Below are 16,885 nucleotides of genomic sequence, written 5' to 3'. Positions count from 1 at the left end.
GTTTTCAAAGATATTGAAAAAGGATTAAGTAAAATTCCCAAAGATTGAATTCAGTTTTGAATCAGGCGAATTGATTTACCATCTTGGTTGATAAGGATAGGTTTCGTAGATTGTATTATCTTCACTTAATTTATAACCAATTTTTGCATTTTCAAAAGCTTCTTTTAAAAGTGTTTGATATTCTTCGGTTTTTCCGAGTTTAGCCAAACAAATTGCTTTATAATATTGTGCTTCAGCAAGATTCTTGTAATTTTTTAAAGCTTTATCAAAATTGGTAATCGCTTCTTCAAATCGACTTTGTTCATATTGCGAAATGCCAAGGTAGAATAATGCTGTTGGATGTAGCCAATCTTCTCCATTTTTAGCAAGCATTTGGTTGACATAATCTTGAAGTAAAATTTCGACTTTGCTAAACTCATTTAGTTGAAGGCAACTGATTGCGATGTAGAAGTTATAGGTATGATCCATTACATAACCATTCCCAAATTTTTTGATGCAATCTTCAAAATCTAAAATGGCGTCTTTATAGGTTTTTGCAAAAATACATTTGATAAAAGCACGATAAGGTTGCCATCTTTCGGCATCATACAAAACCGCTTTGTCAATATAGTTCATCCCAACTTCATATTTTCGTGCTTTAAAATAGGGCATCGCTTTTTGTTGCCAGAAATAAGCATAAGTACTATCAACTTTTAAACCAGCATCAAGACAAGCTTGCCACTCATTCATATTATAGTTGTAATTGTAATGTTCTGCACAATCAGTAACAAACTTTTGTTGGAGTTCATCGTGTCTTTTTCTTTTTTCCAATTCTGCTTCTTGGGTTTGCGAAAAGCTAAAAAACGATAAGGAAAGGAATGTGATAATCGATAATTTTTGCATATAAAGTTCTTGTGAATTCAAATATATTAAAAAAGGATAACGTCAACAGGATTTTAACCCCTGTTAACATTATCCTTTTACTGCATTATTTTAATTTTTAATTCGTAATTTTTAATTAATACCTGACTCGTTTTCCTTATCTAGATATTGTTGAACGATTTCAATGGCATTTGTCACCACATCGCTCAAAGCTGTGATGTAGGTTCCTTCTTCTGCAATGTTGATGGCATGTTTGATGGCTTCCACTTCTTTTGAAATGATTTCATAAGTAACATTCCTGCCTGATTCGGAAATTCCTTCGAGAATTAAATTATTGATTTCATCTTCAGTCCGACCTCTCAAATGTTTTTCAGACCGAATAATAATGTGGTCAAACATTCTTCCGGCAATTTTGGCACATTCTTTAATGTCTTCGTCACGACGATCGCCAACTCCAGCAATGATTCCAATTTTTTTATTGGCTTCAACAGAACTCAAATAATCTTCTACACCCAAATAACCTGATGCATTATGGGCAAAGTCAATCAATACCTTGAATTTTTTAAAGTCAAAAATATTCATACGTCCCGGAGTTTGAGCCACACTCGGAATAAATGTCTGAAGGGACAAGCTAATATCTTCCGTCTTGAATCCCCATAAATAACTAGCCAAAGTAGCAGCCAAAGCATTTGCAATCATAAATTTGGCCTTTCCGCCTAAAGTTAAAGGAACGTGAGTCGCTCTTTCAACACGAATTTTCCATTCTCCTTTTTTAACGGTTATAAATCCATTTTCATAAACCGCCACGATTTTTCCTTCTTTCGATTGTTTCTTGATGAACGAACTGTCCTCATCCATACTGAAATAGGCGACATTGCAACTTAAATCTTCTCCAATCTTAATACATTGTTCGTCATCGCCATTCAAAATTGCCCAACCGTCTTTTTTGATGCTTTTAACGACTGTGCTTTTTACTCTTGCCAAATCATCAAGCGTGTGAATGTCGCTCAAACCCAAATGATCTTCCTGAATATTGGTGATCACGCCAATATCACATCGGCTAAAGCCTAAACCAGAACGTAGGATTCCACCACGGGCTGTTTCCAAAACTGCAAATTCCACCGTTGGATCTTTCAATATATATTCGGCAGAAATTGGCCCGGTTGTATCACCTTTTTCCATCATGTGGTTCTGGATGTATATTCCATCTGATGTGGTAAAGCCAACTTTGTAGCCATTATTTTTTACAATATGAGCCAAAAGTCTTGTAGTGGTGGTTTTTCCGTTGGTTCCTGTAACGGCTATAATCGGAATTCTACTCGGTTTTCCTGGAGGATAAAGCATATCGATTACTGGCGAAGCAACATTTCTTGGTAAACCTTCAGAAGGAGCAAGGTGCATCCTGAATCCTGGAGCGGCATTTACTTCCAAAATACAACCGCCATTTTCCTTTAAAGGCTGCGTCAGATTTTCAGCCATAATATCAACGCCGCAAATATCCAAACCAATTACTCTAGAAATTCTTTCGGCTAGAAAGATATTTTCTGGATGCATCATATCAGTAACATCAACAGAAGTTCCACCTGTGCTTAAATTGGCAGTTGATTTCAAGTAAACGATTTCTCCATTTTTAGGAATACTTTCAACGGTATAATCTAATTTTTCTAATAAATCCAAAGTATCACGATCGACATCAATCTGTGTCAAAACATTTTCGTGACCGTAACCTCTTCTAGGGTCTTTATTAGTTTCATCAATCAGGTATTGGATTGTGTTTTTTCCATCTCCAACAACGTGAGCTGGAACTCGTTTTGCAGCGGCAACCAATTTATTATCAATTACAAGGACACGGAAATCGAATCCTGTAATGAATTTTTCAACGATTACTCTTCTGCTGTAGTTTTGAGCATAAATTAATCCTGCTTTCGCATCTTCCCAATTGGTAACATTGATGGAAGCTCCTTTTCCATGATTGCCGTCCAAAGGTTTAAGTACGATTGGATAGCCAATTTTTTTGATGGTGGCTTCTAAATCTTCTTCGTCAACACAGATACTTCCACTAGCTACAGGAATCGAGGCTAAGTCGAGCATACGTTTTGTTTCTTCCTTATTGCAAGCAATATCAACTGCTATATTACTGGTTTTACAGGTTATGGTTGCCTGAAAACGCATTTGATGTACTCCATATCCTAGTTGAACCAATGAATTTGTTCCCAAACGGATCCACGGAATATCTCGCGCAACGGCTTCTTCGACAATACTTCCCGTACTTGGTCCGAGGCGAACGCGTTCGCGGATTTCACGCATTTTCTGAATATCGCCTTCCAAATCATATTCGGTTCCTGCAATTAAGGCTTCGGCAATATTCACGGCAGATTCTGCTGCAAAAAGGCCTACATTTTCTTCAGTATAACTAAAAACCACATTGTAGATTCCGGGGGTTTTGGTTTCCCTGGTTCGCCCGAAACCAGTTTCCATTCCCGCAAGGGTTTGGATTTCCAAAGCAATATGCTCGATCACGTGACCCATCCAAGTGCCTCTTTCTACTCTTGAGAAAAAGCCTCCGGGAACGCCTTCGGAACATCTGTGTTCGAACATCGTGGGGAACATTGCTTCAATTCGTTCCTTGAAACCTTCGATTTTATTGGTAGGGAATTGTTCCATTTCCTCTAAATCCAATCTCATTTGAATTAATTTTTTTCTCTGAACACTCCAGATGTTAGGTCCTCGAAGGGCTTGTACTTTTAATATTTTCATTCGGTTGAAGTTATTGTTTTAGGTAATTATTTGATTTTTAGATAATTATTTTAATTGTTTATATGGTATTTATGAACTCGAAAAAATAATTAGAAAATTAGTTAAAATTTTTATAATATCATCCATCTAAAATATTTTTTTTGAGGTTGATATTGAGGATTAATAGTTTGTATAACGAAAATGATAATGAATTCAGTAAGCGTAATTGTTAGTGGGATCTTGAATCTAGCCCGGTCCCGATCCCGAAGTTTCGGGACGGGAGTAGCGAAAAGCAGGATAAGCTCCTGAAAATATTTTTAAAAATAAAGCCTCGAAGATTGCTCGTTTTAAGTTTTTGGTTATTTTTACAAAAATAACATACCAATTAAAATGAATATACAAGGAAAATTAATGATTATTGGAGGTGCTGTAGATAAAGGAAGTTTTACAGAAACTGATTTAGACAAAAATGTTGCGAATAATCTAAACTTTTTTGAAACGGGAATTTTAAAAAGGCTTTTGCTGGAGTCGAAACACAAAGAGAATTCGAGAATTGAAGTCATTACTACGGCTTCTAAAATTCCAAGGGAAATAGGTCCGGAATACGTAAAGGCACTTGAATATCTTGGTGCAAAAAACGTGAGTGTACTGCATATCGAAAAACGCGAACAGGCTACAAGTGAAGAAGTTTTAGAAAAATTAAGAGCTGCAGATGTAGTGATTTTTACTGGTGGCGACCAATTGCGATTGACTTCGATTCTTGGCGGAACTGCCTTTCACGATATTATATTGGAAAAATATCATAATGAAGACTTTATCTATGCAGGAACTTCGGCTGGTGCTGCTGCTGCATCAAATAATATGATTTACCAAGGAAGCAGTTCAGAAGCTTTGCTGAAAGGCGAAGTAAAAATTACGAGTGGTTTAGGACTAATTGACGGTGTTATCATCGATACACATTTTGTGCAAAGAGGTAGGATTGGCAGACTTTTTCAAGCTGTTGTGGGAAATCCGAAAGTGCTTGGAATAGGCTTGGGTGAAGACACCGGCTTGCTGATTACCAATAATACAAAGATGGAAGCGATTGGTTCTGGTTTGGTTATTTTGGTTGATGGTAGAGAAATCAAGGACACGAACTTGACGCAAGTTGAATTGGGTCAGCCGATTTCGATTTCGCATTTGGTAACGCACGTGATGAGTATGTATGATACTTTCGATTTGAGCACTCACAAAATGTTCATCAGGTCTTCTCAATATGCCGATGAATTAGGACTTCCTACAGATTAAATACTATGAAAATAATTATCCACGGCGGTTTTTTCTCTGAATCTTCTACCAATCATGAAACAAAAGTAGCAAAACAAGAAGCCTTATTGCGAATTGTAAAAGATTCGTATGAATTCTTGAAAACGCATTCAGCTTTAGAAACGGTAGTGTATGCAGTTTCGCAATTGGAAGACGACGAATTATTCAATGCAGGAATTGGTTCTCAGATTCAAAGTGATGGAAAAATAAGGATGAGTGCTTCTTTGATGGACGGCTTTTCGCACAAGATGAGCGGTGTAATCAATATTGAAGAAGTGAAAAATCCGATTCAGGTTGCCCAAGTTTTATTGGATTATGATGATAAAGTTTTGGGAGGAAGTGGAGCGACAAACTTTGCAAGAAAGCACGGTTTTGAAGTTTTTTCTACTGAAATTCCGCAAAGACGTTCTGAATATGAGGCAAAATTAGCTTCTGCTGGAACCGGAACTGTTGGTTGTGTGGCTTTGGATAAGGACGGAAAGATTGCAGTTGCTACTTCAACCGGAGGAAAAGGTTTTGAAATTCCGGGAAGAATATCCGATTCTGCCACTGTTGCAGGAAATTATGCCAATAAATTTTGTGGTGTGAGCTTGACAGGAGTTGGCGAAGATATTGTGAGTGGAGCGGTTGCAGCAAAGATTGTAACCCGTGTAACAGACGGTTTTTCTTTAAAGGAAGCTTTTGAGAAAACATTCAATGAATTAAAGCCTTTTGATGGTTTTGCTGGTGCAATTGCCATTGATAAAGGAGGAAACATCTTTCATCAGGATTCGCATCCGAGTATGGTTTTTGCCAGTTTTGATGGAGAAAACGAAGAAGTTTTTAATTAGAAAAAATATATTTTTAAAAGAAACCCGATAGGCTTTGGCTTATCGGGTTTCTTTTTTATTAAAATCCTGTAGAAATGGTTACTAATTTCCATTCTTCCAATTCAGTTTCCATTGCTGAAATCTTACTTTTTGCCATTTCATAAGCATCGTTTCCTAAGAATAAATGCAATGGTGGATTTTCCTGTTCGGCAATTTTTATAATTTCTGCCACTCCTTTTTCAGGGTCACCCGGTTGATTTTGATTGATTTCATCCTGATGCATTGTTTGAGATGCTCTAACTTCGTTATAATCTTCAATATGATTTTTAGGAGTTGCCAAAGAATCAGGATTTAAGAAATTGGTTCTGAAATAACCCGGAAGTACAGCCGTTACTTTTATACCGAAAGGTTTTGTTTCAATCGCCAAGCCTTCCGTAAAACCAATTACGGCAAATTTTGTCGAACAATAAATTCCAAATCCAGGAAAATCGCCTACATAACCTCCGATAGAAGAGAAGTTGAAAATGTGTCCCGATTTTTGTTCACGCAAATAAGGTAATGCCTGTCGGATTACGTTTAAAGAACCAAAGACATTGACATCAAAGTTCTGTCTTGCTTCTGCATCTGAAAGTTCTTCGAGAGCACCAAGTAATCCGTAACCTGCATTATTGACAACATTATCAATTCGACCAAATGTTTTTACAGTTTCTGAAATAGCATTCTGAACGCTTTTTTCATCAACCAAATCCATTTCAAGGGCTAGAAAATCTGAACTAGTAGGGATTTCTTTTACTAAATCTGCTTTATTTCTTGTTGTTGCAGTTACAGAATGTCCTGCTTCTAATAGTTGCCTTACCAGGATAAGACCGAAACCTTTTGATGCTCCTGTAATAAACCAAACTTTTTTGTTGTCGCTTTTCATAATTAGTTGTTTTTAAATTATGAAGCAAAATTACAGCAGGAATGGATTTGGTTTCTTGCTTCAATCAAACGAATGATTGCAAAATTCAAACATTTCTATAAAAACTGGGTGTCAGGTTGGTTTTTTTCTTGAAAAAGTTATTGAAATGTGCTGCTTCTTCAAAACCTAAGGCATAACTTATTTCTGAAATATTCCAGTCTGTATATTTTAATAATGCTTTGGCTTCGGTAGTTATTCTTTCCGTTATGTAATGCGTAGTAGTCTTACCAGTGGTTTCTTTGATGGCTCTGTTCAAATGGTTGACGTGAATTGAAAGTTGGCTGGCAAAGTCTTTTGCGGAGCGAAGTGTGAACCTTTGAGAAGGTGTTTCTATGGGGAATTGACGCTCTAGTAATTCTGTGAAAACGGCTGTTATTCTTGAATTTGCGTCAGGATGCTGGTATATTGTTTCGGTTGGCTGTCTTTTTAAAGCGTAGTGGGTAAGCTCGGTAGTATAGTTTCTGAGTAAGTCGTATTTATAAGTATAATCAGAATTTATTTCCTCGAACATCTTTTCGAAAATGGCTGTAACTTCGGTATCTTCTTTGGCGTTTAAAATGTATGATGGTTTTCCGCCTTGGGCAAACATTGGTAGGTCGTTCAGATTTCCTTTTATTTTTTCTGTGAAAAAGGACTCTGTGAAAATACAGAAATAGCCAGTTGTTTCTCCTGAGAGATGTTCCCAAGTATACGGAACTTGTGGGTTGAAAAATATCAATGTTGGACCCGAAACCTCGATGCTTTTATCAGCATAATGGTAGAGATTTGTTCCCCGAATGAGGCATATTTTATAAAAGTCCCGTCGGCTATAGCTGATGTTTGGACTTTCATTCGGAAGGCAATCCTCTAATTTAAAAACATTAAAATGACCAATTCCGTCTTTTAAATCAACGGTAATGTGTTCCATTTTGTTTTGATAAAACTCTTTTAGCGATTGTGTTTTCATTTTACAAAATTACAAAATTCAAACATATAAATAACATATAAGTAAAAAGCCATCCGATAAGAGATGGCTTTTTATGTTTTCAAATATTAAAAAGAAGAACCTATATGCTCTAGCATTTCAAACTTATGCGAATTATTGAGACCGCTTTCATCTCGTTCTTTTTGGAAGTTTTTAAAAGAGGCAACATTTAAAATTTGTTTCTGTATTGCTTCATTTTTATAGGAAGATAGATGTAAAAAGGTAATTCCATCTTCACATAAAAACACTTCGTACTTAAAATCTGAAGGGTTTAATTTTTTAAAGTCTTCCAGAAATGTCGTAATGTTAGCTTTGTTTTGAGCTACAAACTCTGGCTTTACGGTATAGGTTACTTTTACTGAAATCATATTTTCAAATTATTTAGTTAACTGCTAATTCTGTTGCAATTGCAATTCTGTTCCAAGCATTGATTATCGTAATCATCATAATGATGTTTCCGATATATTCTTCCGTGAACAAGTTTTTTGCCTTAGCATAAGTGGCATCCGACAAGTGATTTTTTTGAATCAAGGTGATTTCTTCGGTCATTTCTAGGATCACTCGTTCTTCTTCGGTGAAAAGTGTTGTTTCTTTCCAAGCGTTTAGAAGATAGATTCTTTGTTCGGTTTCGCCTTGTTTTCTTGCATCTGTTGTATGCATGTTGATACAAAATGCACATCCATTAATTTGTGAAGCCCTGATTTTGATCAGCTCTTTGTGGGTTGAAGTTAAAGAAGTTGAAGCGATGTACTTCTCTAATCCGAACATTGCTTTGTAGGCTTCTGGTTGTGTCTGAAAAATGTTTACTCTTGTTTCCATTTTGATATGTTTTTAAATTCATTACAAAGTTGCGCAAGATGTGGCTTAAAAAACTTGAAGTACTTCAAGAAATGAAATCAGACTTTTCCAGCTCTAATTTTACTCATAAATTCTGGCGAAAAATCCAAGTAGGAGGCAATCATATATTGTGGAACACGCTGAATAAATTCAGGAAACATACTATTCATGTGATGAAACCGTTCTTCGGCCGACATTGTAAAAAGGTATCTGATCCTGACTTGTGAAGCTCCAAATGATTTTTGGATTACCAGTCGGAAGTATTTTTCCAGTTTAGGAATTCTATCCAAAAGTTCATCAAACGACTTTCGGTCGATAGAAAGTACTTCTATTTTTTCAATGGCTTGAATATTAAAATGAGAAGGGGTTTGATATTGAAAGCTCAAATAATCGGTAATCCACCAGTTCTCAATTCCAAATTGTAAAGTTTGTTCTACTCCTTTATTGTTGTTGATGTAAAACCGAACACAGCCTTTGAGGATAAAATATTGCTTGTTGCAAATTTGTCCTTCTTCTAGCAAAAGTGATTTTTTAGTAAAGAGTTGATGCTGAAAATGGGTGAGAATCATTTCCGCATCAGCTTCATCTATGGTGATGAATTTTTTTATATGATCGATAAGATTTGAAAGCATCAACAAATATAGCAATCAAAAATAAAAAGATGGTTACTGTCAAAAACTTTTTTAGAAGCCAGGAATATAAATATCAAACGTGGCTCCTTTATTTATTTCGGCAGATACTGTAATAAAACCATTATGATTATCGATAATTTTTTTGACGATGGCAAGGCCAATTCCGGTTCCAGCATATTGGTCGTCATTGTGCAAACGCTGAAAAATACCGAAAATTCTATTTTTATAATCAGGGTTGAACCCAATCCCGTTATCTTCAATAGAAATATGGCAATAGTTTTTTGAAGCAGAAAGTTGCCCAACGACTAATTCTAGGTTTTTCTTTTGCAAGACACTGCCTTTTGCTATCTTACTTTTGATGATGATGTGTGGAGCGGTTTCTGGAACTGAAAATTTGATGGCATTACTAAGCAGATTTTGAATCAATTGTCGGAATTGGAACCGAATTATGGTAGCATTTCCGAGTTCATGTGTTTCTATTGTTGCCTTTTTTTCATTAATATTTTCGGCAAGATCGTTCTTTACTTCGTCAACAATTTTGTTTAGGCTGGTATTTTCAAACTTTCTTTCATTAGAATTGGCATACGAAAAGGCTAATAAATCCTCGATAAGCGTTTGCATCTTTCGAGCTGTATTATTCATTTTTTGGAAATAATCTTTTCCTTTATCTGATAATACGGCATATTCTGTTTCTAATATTCTCGATGAAAAGGTCTGAATTTTACGCAAAGGTTCTTGTAAATCATGACTTGAAACATAGGTAAACGATTGAAGTTCGTTATTCATTTTTTCAAGTTCGATAAATTTCTCTTCTAGTTTTTGATTGGTTTTTTCTAATTCGAGCGTTCTTTTTGCTACAGCTTCTTCAAGTTTTTCCTTCTCTTTTATCTGTTCTTCTATTTCAGTATTGGTTCCAACCCACATTATTGTTTTACCATTGGTGTCTTTATAGGACAGGCCACGGCTCAAATGCCATTTGTAGATACCTTCTTTATTTAGAAAACGATCGGCTATTTCAAAAATGTTGCCCGTTTCAATAGAATATTGCCATTGCTTGTTGTTGTTTTCAAAATCATCTGGATGGATAATTTTTTTCATTCCCGAATCTCTCAATTCTTCAAATGTAAGTCCGGTATAATCCAGCCAATTCTTGTTGAAATAATTGTATTTGCCTTGAGCATCGGCAGTCCATACTTTTTGAGGCATGGCATCGGCAATAAACTGAAAACGTTTTTGCACCTGATTTTGCTCTTCTTCTTGCTTCTTCTTTTCGGTTATATCTTCAATAGCGAGAAGAATTAGTTTTTGAGAATCATTCTCTTTATTGATTTCTCGTGCATTTAAAAGTAGCACACGTTCCCCAATATTTGAAAAAGTGTTGGTAATTTCGAAATCTTTAAAAGTAGCCTTTTGTGGTAAAATCTTCTCTAACAGTTTTCTCAAGGCAGGAATATTCCATTGTTTATTGTCTAAATCGTAAATTAATACGCCTTCCGTATTTTTTTCCTTGGCCAAAAAAGTTTTATAAAAGGCAGTATTGGCTTTTTGAACTCGAAGATTTTTATCTAATATCAACAAAGGTTCTCGAAGTGTGGCTACAATGGCTTCTGCATAATCTCTAGATTCTGTAATCTGTTCGTTAAGATTTCCAATTTCTTGATTAACAACCATAAGTTCCTCATTGGTGCTTTGCAATTCTTCTTTACTGGTCTCCAATTCTTCATTAAGACTTTGTAATTCCTCGCTTCCGCTTAATAGTTCCTCATTGTCCCTTTGCAGTTCTTCATTAGCCGTTTCTTGATCTTCTGTAATGCTTCGCATGTCTTCATGCGTTTGTTTTAGTTCATGTTCTAATTGCTCAATTCGTAAATCTTTGGCATCTTTTTTTGCTTTTGAAGTTGCCTTTGAACCCATAATTTGTTCAGAAACATTAATGGATTTATGAAATAGAATGAGGTGATATACTTCGCTTGTATTAGGAAGTGGAATGGCTTCGATGTCAATCGTATGAATGGTATCAGCAAATTTTAGACTGATATCTTTTTTAATGATAGTAGTTTGTTCTTTTTTGGCTTTATGCAAAATTGTTCTCAGTTCGAATGCAAGGCCATGCTTTGCCATTTTCAATAAATTGTGGGTAGGCTTTCCTGGTAATTGCTCCAAATACATGGATGTACTTCCTCTAAAATCTACAATATCGAGTGCTTCATTCACAATCACACCAGATGGAGTATAGTTTTTAAGAATGATATCGTTTGCCGTTTTTTGAAAGTCATTGTTGATGATTTCAGGTTTTGTATTGATATTTGACAAGCCTAAGTTTTGTTCATTTCGCTTACTTGCAACGTGCATAAACCTTCCAGAAACATCTTTTCGGGTAAACAGTTTATCATTTTTTCCGTTGGAAATAAATAAATCCGAAGCACTACCTGTGGTTTCCGTTTTTCCTAAAAGTAAAATTCCTTTGGGAAGCAACGAATAATGGAAAGTAGTCATGGCTTTTTTCTGCAAATAGGGCTCCATATAAATCAAGACATTTCGGCAACTGATGAAATGCATTTTGCCAAAGGGTGGATCTTTAAGGAAATTATGCACAGCAAAAACACACATGTCTCTAATGTTTTTATCAATAACATAGCTATCGTTGCTTTTCTTGAAAAAAGTAGCAAGCCTTTCGGCAGAAACCATACTGACTTCACTTTTGCTGTATTTTCCGCTTCTGGCTTTTGCAATGGCAGGTTCACTTAAATCTGAAGCAAAAATTTGGAGCTTTTCGGGATTAGTTCCTAAAAACTCTTTGAAGCAAATGGCAATAGAATAAGCCTCCTGACCTGTACTGCAACCGGCTATCCAAATTCTAATGGGTTCATTTTCGATATTATTTCGAATAAGTTGCGGAAAGACATGATCACACAGGCTGTCAAAAACTTTTTCATCCCGAAAAAAACTCGTTACAGGAATCAGCAAATCCTGATATAAAATATCTTGTTCGGATTTATTTTCTTTTAAATACTTAAGATAGGAGGAAGGGGTTGTATTTTTATTGATTACCATTCTCCGAAGTATTCTTCTTCTGATGGTTGTTTGTTTGTAATAGGTAAAGTCAGTTCCTTTCCGAATTCGCAAAAGCGAAATGATTTGGTTGTGAATTAAATCATTTTCATTGGATTGATTTTCTTCCACCTCTTCATTTCCATAAATACTTTTGTAGGCGTTTGCTATTTTTAACGGCATCTCTTCTGGCGAAAGGATAAAATCTACCACATTTGCCTTGATGGCACTATTGGGCATGCTGTAATAAGCGGAAGTTTGTTCGTTTTGAGCAACTGTTATTCCGCCATTTTCTTTGATTGATTTTAGTCCGGCAGTTCCATCTGAACCGGTTCCTGATAAAACCACCCCAATAGCATGGTCTTGGTGTACTTCTGCTAAGGAATTAAAAAAAAGATCAATAGGGAAGTTAAGTTTTGTTTTGCTGATGTCACGAGGAGTGAGTTGCAGGATCCCGTCATTTGCAATCATCATTTTGTTACTTGGAATAACATAGATATGATTGGGCTTTACTTTTATATCATCAGAAATTTCCAATACTGGAATTGGAGTAACCTTTTGTAATAATTCCGTTAGAATGCTATCATGGTTAGGATCCAAGTGTTGTACCAAAACATAAGCCATACCTGAATTTTCTGGAATTGCTTTGAGTAGTTTCTTAAACGCCTCAAGTCCTCCGGCAGAAGCGCCAATTCCCACAACTGGAAAAAGGTTTGTCGATTTGATGATTGGTGTAGGAACGGAACTCGTATCTTTTGGATGCATCCTGTGAAATTACGCTTATTCAGAGCCAATCACTAATTAAAAAGGTTTTATTATTTTGGTGTAAAATAAAAAACCCATTCGCCGTGGCGAATGGGTTTGATATAAGTAAGTAGATAAATTATTGTTTGACAAACGTTCTTATTTTACTTTTTTGATAACAGCTTTGAAAGCTTCTGGGTGGTTCATCGCTAAATCTGCAAGAACTTTTCTGTTCAATTCGATTCCGTTAGCTTTTACTTTCCCCATAAACTGAGAATAACTCATTCCTTCCAATCTGGCTCCAGCGTTGATACGTTGAATCCACAATGCACGGAAGTTTCTCTTGTTTTGTTTTCTATCGCGGTAAGCATAAACCATAGCTTTCTCCACCGCGTTTTTAGCAACTGTCCAAACGTTTTTACGTCTACCAAAGAAACCTTTGGCTTGCTTCATTATTTTTTTTCTTCTTGCTCTTTTAGCAACTGAATTTACCGATCTTGGCATAATTTTAATGTTTTTTTGTAGCAGGCGTCCTGAATTTAATCAAAGGAACTTAAGGCCATACTCCAAGGTTATTGAATAATTTTTAACCTAAAGAATTTTGGGTTTAGGGTTATGGGTTTTTGGTTTAGGGATTTCCCTGAGCCTTGAACCTTTTACCTTGAACCTTTATTAGATAATTCTTAATTGTTGTTTGATGCTTTTCATATCTGTCTTGTGAACAAGTGCAGAGTGTGTCAAAGCTAATTTACGCTTTTTAGATTTTTTAGTCAAGATGTGACTTTTAAAAGCGTGCTTTCTTTTAATCTTTCCAGAACCAGTAACTTTGAAACGTTTCTTGGCGCTAGATTTGGTTTTCATTTTAGGCATTTTTCCTAGTGTATTTAATTTATTCTTACTTACTTATTTTTTGGTATAAATTTTCAATCTGAAAAACTGCGACTGAAAACTGAATACTACTTTTTCTTTTTCGGAGCAATGAACATGATCATTCTTTTTCCTTCAAGAACAGGCATTGCTTCAACCTTTCCGTATTCTTCAAGATCGGTAGCAAGTCTTAATAAAAGAATTTGCCCTTGATCTTTATAAATAATAGAACGTCCTTTAAAGAATACAAATGCTTTTAATTTAGAACCTTCTTTTAGGAACTTCTCGGCATTTTTTCTTTTAAATTCATAATCGTGCTCATCTGTTTGTGGTCCGAAACGAATTTCTTTTACTGTAATTTGAGTAGATTTTGCCTTAAGCTCCTTTTCTCTTTTCTTTTGCATGTAAAGGAACTTTTTATAGTCCATAATTTTACATACTGGTGGTTCAGCATTTGGAGAAATTTCAACTAGGTCGAATTCCTGTTCATCGGCCATACGTAAAGCTTCTGAGATTTTGTAAACTCCTGGCTCAACGTTATCACCTACAAGACGTACTTCTGGAACACGAATAAGATTATTTATTCTGTGTGCATCTTTTTTTTCTACTCGAGGCTGGTAACCTCTGTTGCTTCTTATTGCTATGGCTTTATAAATTTAAGTTAAACTGTAAATGTTTTTAATGTCTTTTTTATCTCTTCGTTCACTATTGAAGCAAATTCTTCTATAGAAACGCTAATATTTCCTTTTCCTTCCTGTCCGTGACGACGTACAGAAATAGTACCATTTTTCTCCTCCTCTTCGCCTACAATCAGCATAAACGGGTACTTTTGAACTTCCGCTTCACGGATTTTCCTTCCAATCGTCTCGTTTCGGTTGTCAATTAGGGCGCGAATTTCGTGATTTTCTAGCAAATCTAAAACTTTTTTAGCATATTTTTCATATTTCTCGCTCAAAGACAATATAATAGCTTGTTCAGGCATCAACCAAATTGGGAAATTTCCTGCCGTATGTTCTAGTAAAATCGCTATGAAACGTTCCATCGAACCAAAGGGTGCTCTGTGAATCATCACCGGACGGTGCAATTCATTATCCGAACCTTTGTATGTCAAGTCAAAACGCTCGGGTAAATTATAGTCCACTTGTATAGTTCCCAATTGCCATTGTCTTCCCAGAGCATCCTTTACCATGAAATCCAGTTTTGGACCATAGAAAGCAGCTTCGCCATATTCAACAACAGTATTCAGGCCTTTGTCTCTTGCAGCATTGATAATTGCATTTTCAGCTTTTTCCCAGTTTTCGTCACTACCTATATATTTAGCTCTGTTTTCCTGATCTCTCAAAGAAATCTGTGCCGTAAAGTTTTCAAATCCTAAAGATCCGAATACATATAATACAAGATCAATTACTTTTTTGAACTCCTCGTCCAATTGTTCTGGAGTGCAGAAAATATGTGCATCATCTTGAGTAAATCCTCTAACACGAGTCAAACCGTGTAATTCTCCCGATTGCTCATATCTATATACCGTTCCGAATTCGGCATAACGCTTCGGTAAATCTTTATACGACCAAGGTCTCACGTTGTAAATTTCACAGTGATGAGGACAGTTCATTGGTTTCAATAAAAATTCCTCGCCTTCAGCTGGAGTGCTAATAGGTTGAAAACTGTCAGCTCCATATTTTTCATAGTGTCCAGAAGTTACATAAAGCTCTTTCTGTCCGATATGAGGTGTAACAACTTGTTCGTAACCAGCTTTCTTTTGGGCCTTTTTCAGGAATTGCTCCAAACGATCTCTCAAAGCGGCACCTTTTGGCAGCCACAAAGGTAAACCTTGGCCTACTTTTTGAGAGAAAGCAAACAATTCCAATTCCTTTCCAAGTTTTCTATGGTCACGACGTTTAGCTTCTTCAAGTAATTCAAGATAATCTGTCAAATCTTTTTGCTTAGGAAAAGAAATTCCATAAACACGAGTCAACTGTTTGTTTTTTTCATCACCTCTCCAATAAGCACCGGCAACACTCATGATTTTAAAAGCTTTGATGATTCCAGTATTTGGAATATGCCCCCCACGGCATAAATCAAAAAAGTCAGCATGATCACAAAAAGTAATCGTTCCATCTTCCAGATTCGAAATCAATTCAGTCTTATATTCATTGTCTTTATAAACTTCCAAAGCTTCCGCCTTAGAAACCGAACGCATCTTGAATTCATATTTCCCTCTCGAAATCTCAAGAACACGATCTTCCACTTTCTTGAAGTCAGCGTCAGTAATCTTTTGATCTCCGAAATCAACATCATAGTAGAATCCATTTTCAATCGCAGGTCCTAATGTCAGTTTGATTCCTGGGAACAATTCCTCCAGAGCCTGAGCCATAACGTGAGAAGTAGAATGCCAAAAAGCTTTCTTTCCATCCTTGTCATTCCATGTATATAAAACGAGTGACCCATCCGTCGTCAATTCCGTCGCGGTTTCCACAGTAGTTCCATTAAAAGAAGCTAAAATAACATTTCTAGCCAATCCCTCACTAATGCTTTTTGCAACATCCATCGGAGTCACACCTTGTGCAAACTCTTTAACTGACCCATCGGGTAACGTAATCTTTATCATCGTATAAAATTTATGACCGCAAATATAGAAGATTCTCAAAACACACACAATATATATAGGTACTATAATTTCTACCTAATATATAATGTGCAAAATTATCATGAGCGAACCTTCGGGCTTCCAATAGGTCCATTTTCCCGTCCTCCCTCCAAATCTTTTCTTTTTCCAAGGGAAAAAAGAAAAGGATTTTCCCTCCGGCCGGGGCTATGGTGGAGGCTTTCGGGCATCCCGGGAACCTTTTTTCCCTGCCTTCCTGCAAAAAGACGCATCCTTCTATTCCGGCGGAGGGCTTCAATTTCCTCACCGCCACCTGATCCTCACGGTTGCCTTGGTGATATTGTGGAGCAAACCCTGATGCCTTCGAAAAAACTTTCCATTCCAAGGCACACGTTTCCAGCGGATTGTAAAAAAGGTAAAAAAAAAGTGCATCCAAAGCTTGCGGGAGTGGAAATCTTGTGTACTTTTGCACCCGCATTCAAGGCGAAGTTCTTAGACACACACTGTAAAAGC

15 protein-coding genes are annotated in these 16,885 nt (G+C 36.2%); 3 read left to right on the top strand and 12 right to left on the bottom strand.

Features of this window, described 5'->3' with window-relative positions:
* Positions 1–75: 75 nt before the first annotated feature.
* Positions 76–882, bottom strand: coding sequence for a tetratricopeptide repeat protein (locus tag J2X31_RS00075; RefSeq protein ID WP_310023453.1), 807 nt, complete (start codon positions 880–882; stop codon positions 76–78).
* 111 nt (positions 883–993) lie between these two features.
* Positions 994–3,618: a cyanophycin synthetase gene (gene cphA / locus J2X31_RS00070; RefSeq protein ID WP_310023452.1), complete on the bottom strand. Its 2,625-nt coding sequence runs from the start codon at positions 3,616–3,618 to the stop codon at positions 994–996.
* A gap of 369 nt (positions 3,619–3,987) precedes the next feature.
* Between cphA and J2X31_RS00065 the strand changes: the two genes are divergently transcribed.
* Complete coding sequence (locus J2X31_RS00065; RefSeq protein ID WP_310023451.1) at positions 3,988–4,884, top strand: cyanophycinase; 897 nt, start codon at positions 3,988–3,990, stop codon at positions 4,882–4,884.
* Between the two features lie 5 nt (positions 4,885–4,889).
* Entirely contained in the window at positions 4,890–5,732 is an 843-nt protein-coding gene (locus J2X31_RS00060) for an isoaspartyl peptidase/L-asparaginase (protein ID WP_310023450.1), read from the top strand.
* A gap of 58 nt (positions 5,733–5,790) precedes the next feature.
* On the opposite strand, the gene J2X31_RS00055 is transcribed toward J2X31_RS00060, so the two are convergent.
* The 10 genes from J2X31_RS00055 to thrS form a co-directional block, all read right to left on the bottom strand.
* Positions 5,791–6,633 (bottom strand): SDR family NAD(P)-dependent oxidoreductase, encoded by an 843-nt coding sequence (locus J2X31_RS00055; protein WP_310023448.1) that lies wholly within the window; start codon positions 6,631–6,633, stop codon positions 5,791–5,793.
* An 85-nt stretch (positions 6,634–6,718) separates the two neighbouring features.
* A complete protein-coding gene (locus J2X31_RS00050) occupies positions 6,719–7,618 on the bottom strand; it encodes a helix-turn-helix domain-containing protein (RefSeq protein WP_310023447.1) in 900 nt (299 codons plus the stop codon).
* An 86-nt stretch (positions 7,619–7,704) separates the two neighbouring features.
* The gene (locus J2X31_RS00045) at positions 7,705–8,004 is read right to left on the bottom strand and encodes a hypothetical protein (RefSeq protein ID WP_310023446.1); all 300 of its coding nucleotides are present in this window, start codon (positions 8,002–8,004) and stop codon (positions 7,705–7,707) included.
* Between the two features lie 13 nt (positions 8,005–8,017).
* A complete protein-coding gene (locus tag J2X31_RS00040; protein WP_310023445.1) occupies positions 8,018–8,455 on the bottom strand; it encodes a carboxymuconolactone decarboxylase family protein in 438 nt (145 codons plus the stop codon).
* Positions 8,456–8,532: 77 nt separating this feature from the next.
* Positions 8,533–9,105: a Crp/Fnr family transcriptional regulator gene (locus tag J2X31_RS00035; RefSeq protein WP_310023443.1), complete on the bottom strand. Its 573-nt coding sequence runs from the start codon at positions 9,103–9,105 to the stop codon at positions 8,533–8,535.
* Positions 9,106–9,156: 51 nt separating this feature from the next.
* On the bottom strand, positions 9,157–12,921 hold the full coding sequence (locus J2X31_RS00030) for a chemotaxis protein CheB (protein ID WP_310023442.1): 3,765 nt from the start codon (positions 12,919–12,921) through the stop codon (positions 9,157–9,159).
* A gap of 138 nt (positions 12,922–13,059) precedes the next feature.
* Positions 13,060–13,404 (bottom strand): 50S ribosomal protein L20, encoded by a 345-nt coding sequence (rplT, locus tag J2X31_RS00025; protein WP_026706509.1) that lies wholly within the window; start codon positions 13,402–13,404, stop codon positions 13,060–13,062.
* A gap of 168 nt (positions 13,405–13,572) precedes the next feature.
* A complete protein-coding gene (rpmI, locus tag J2X31_RS00020; RefSeq protein WP_022827375.1) occupies positions 13,573–13,770 on the bottom strand; it encodes a 50S ribosomal protein L35 in 198 nt (65 codons plus the stop codon).
* Between the two features lie 86 nt (positions 13,771–13,856).
* Entirely contained in the window at positions 13,857–14,411 is a 555-nt protein-coding gene (gene infC / locus J2X31_RS00015) for a translation initiation factor IF-3 (protein ID WP_374725206.1), read from the bottom strand.
* 17 nt (positions 14,412–14,428) lie between these two features.
* Positions 14,429–16,375, bottom strand: a complete 1,947-nt coding sequence (gene thrS / locus J2X31_RS00010) for a threonine--tRNA ligase (protein ID WP_310023438.1) — start codon at positions 16,373–16,375, stop codon at positions 14,429–14,431.
* Positions 16,376–16,387: 12 nt separating this feature from the next.
* Here thrS and J2X31_RS00005 point away from each other — a divergent pair.
* Positions 16,388–16,885 (top strand): hypothetical protein (locus J2X31_RS00005; protein WP_310023437.1); only part of this gene is annotated, 498 nt, incomplete at its 3' end.

Origin of the sequence: Flavobacterium arsenatis (assembly GCF_031456785.1) — a bacterium.
GTDB classification, from domain to species: Bacteria; Bacteroidota; Bacteroidia; order Flavobacteriales; family Flavobacteriaceae; genus Flavobacterium; species Flavobacterium arsenatis.
This window is presented reverse-complemented; position numbering and strand designations above follow the sequence as displayed.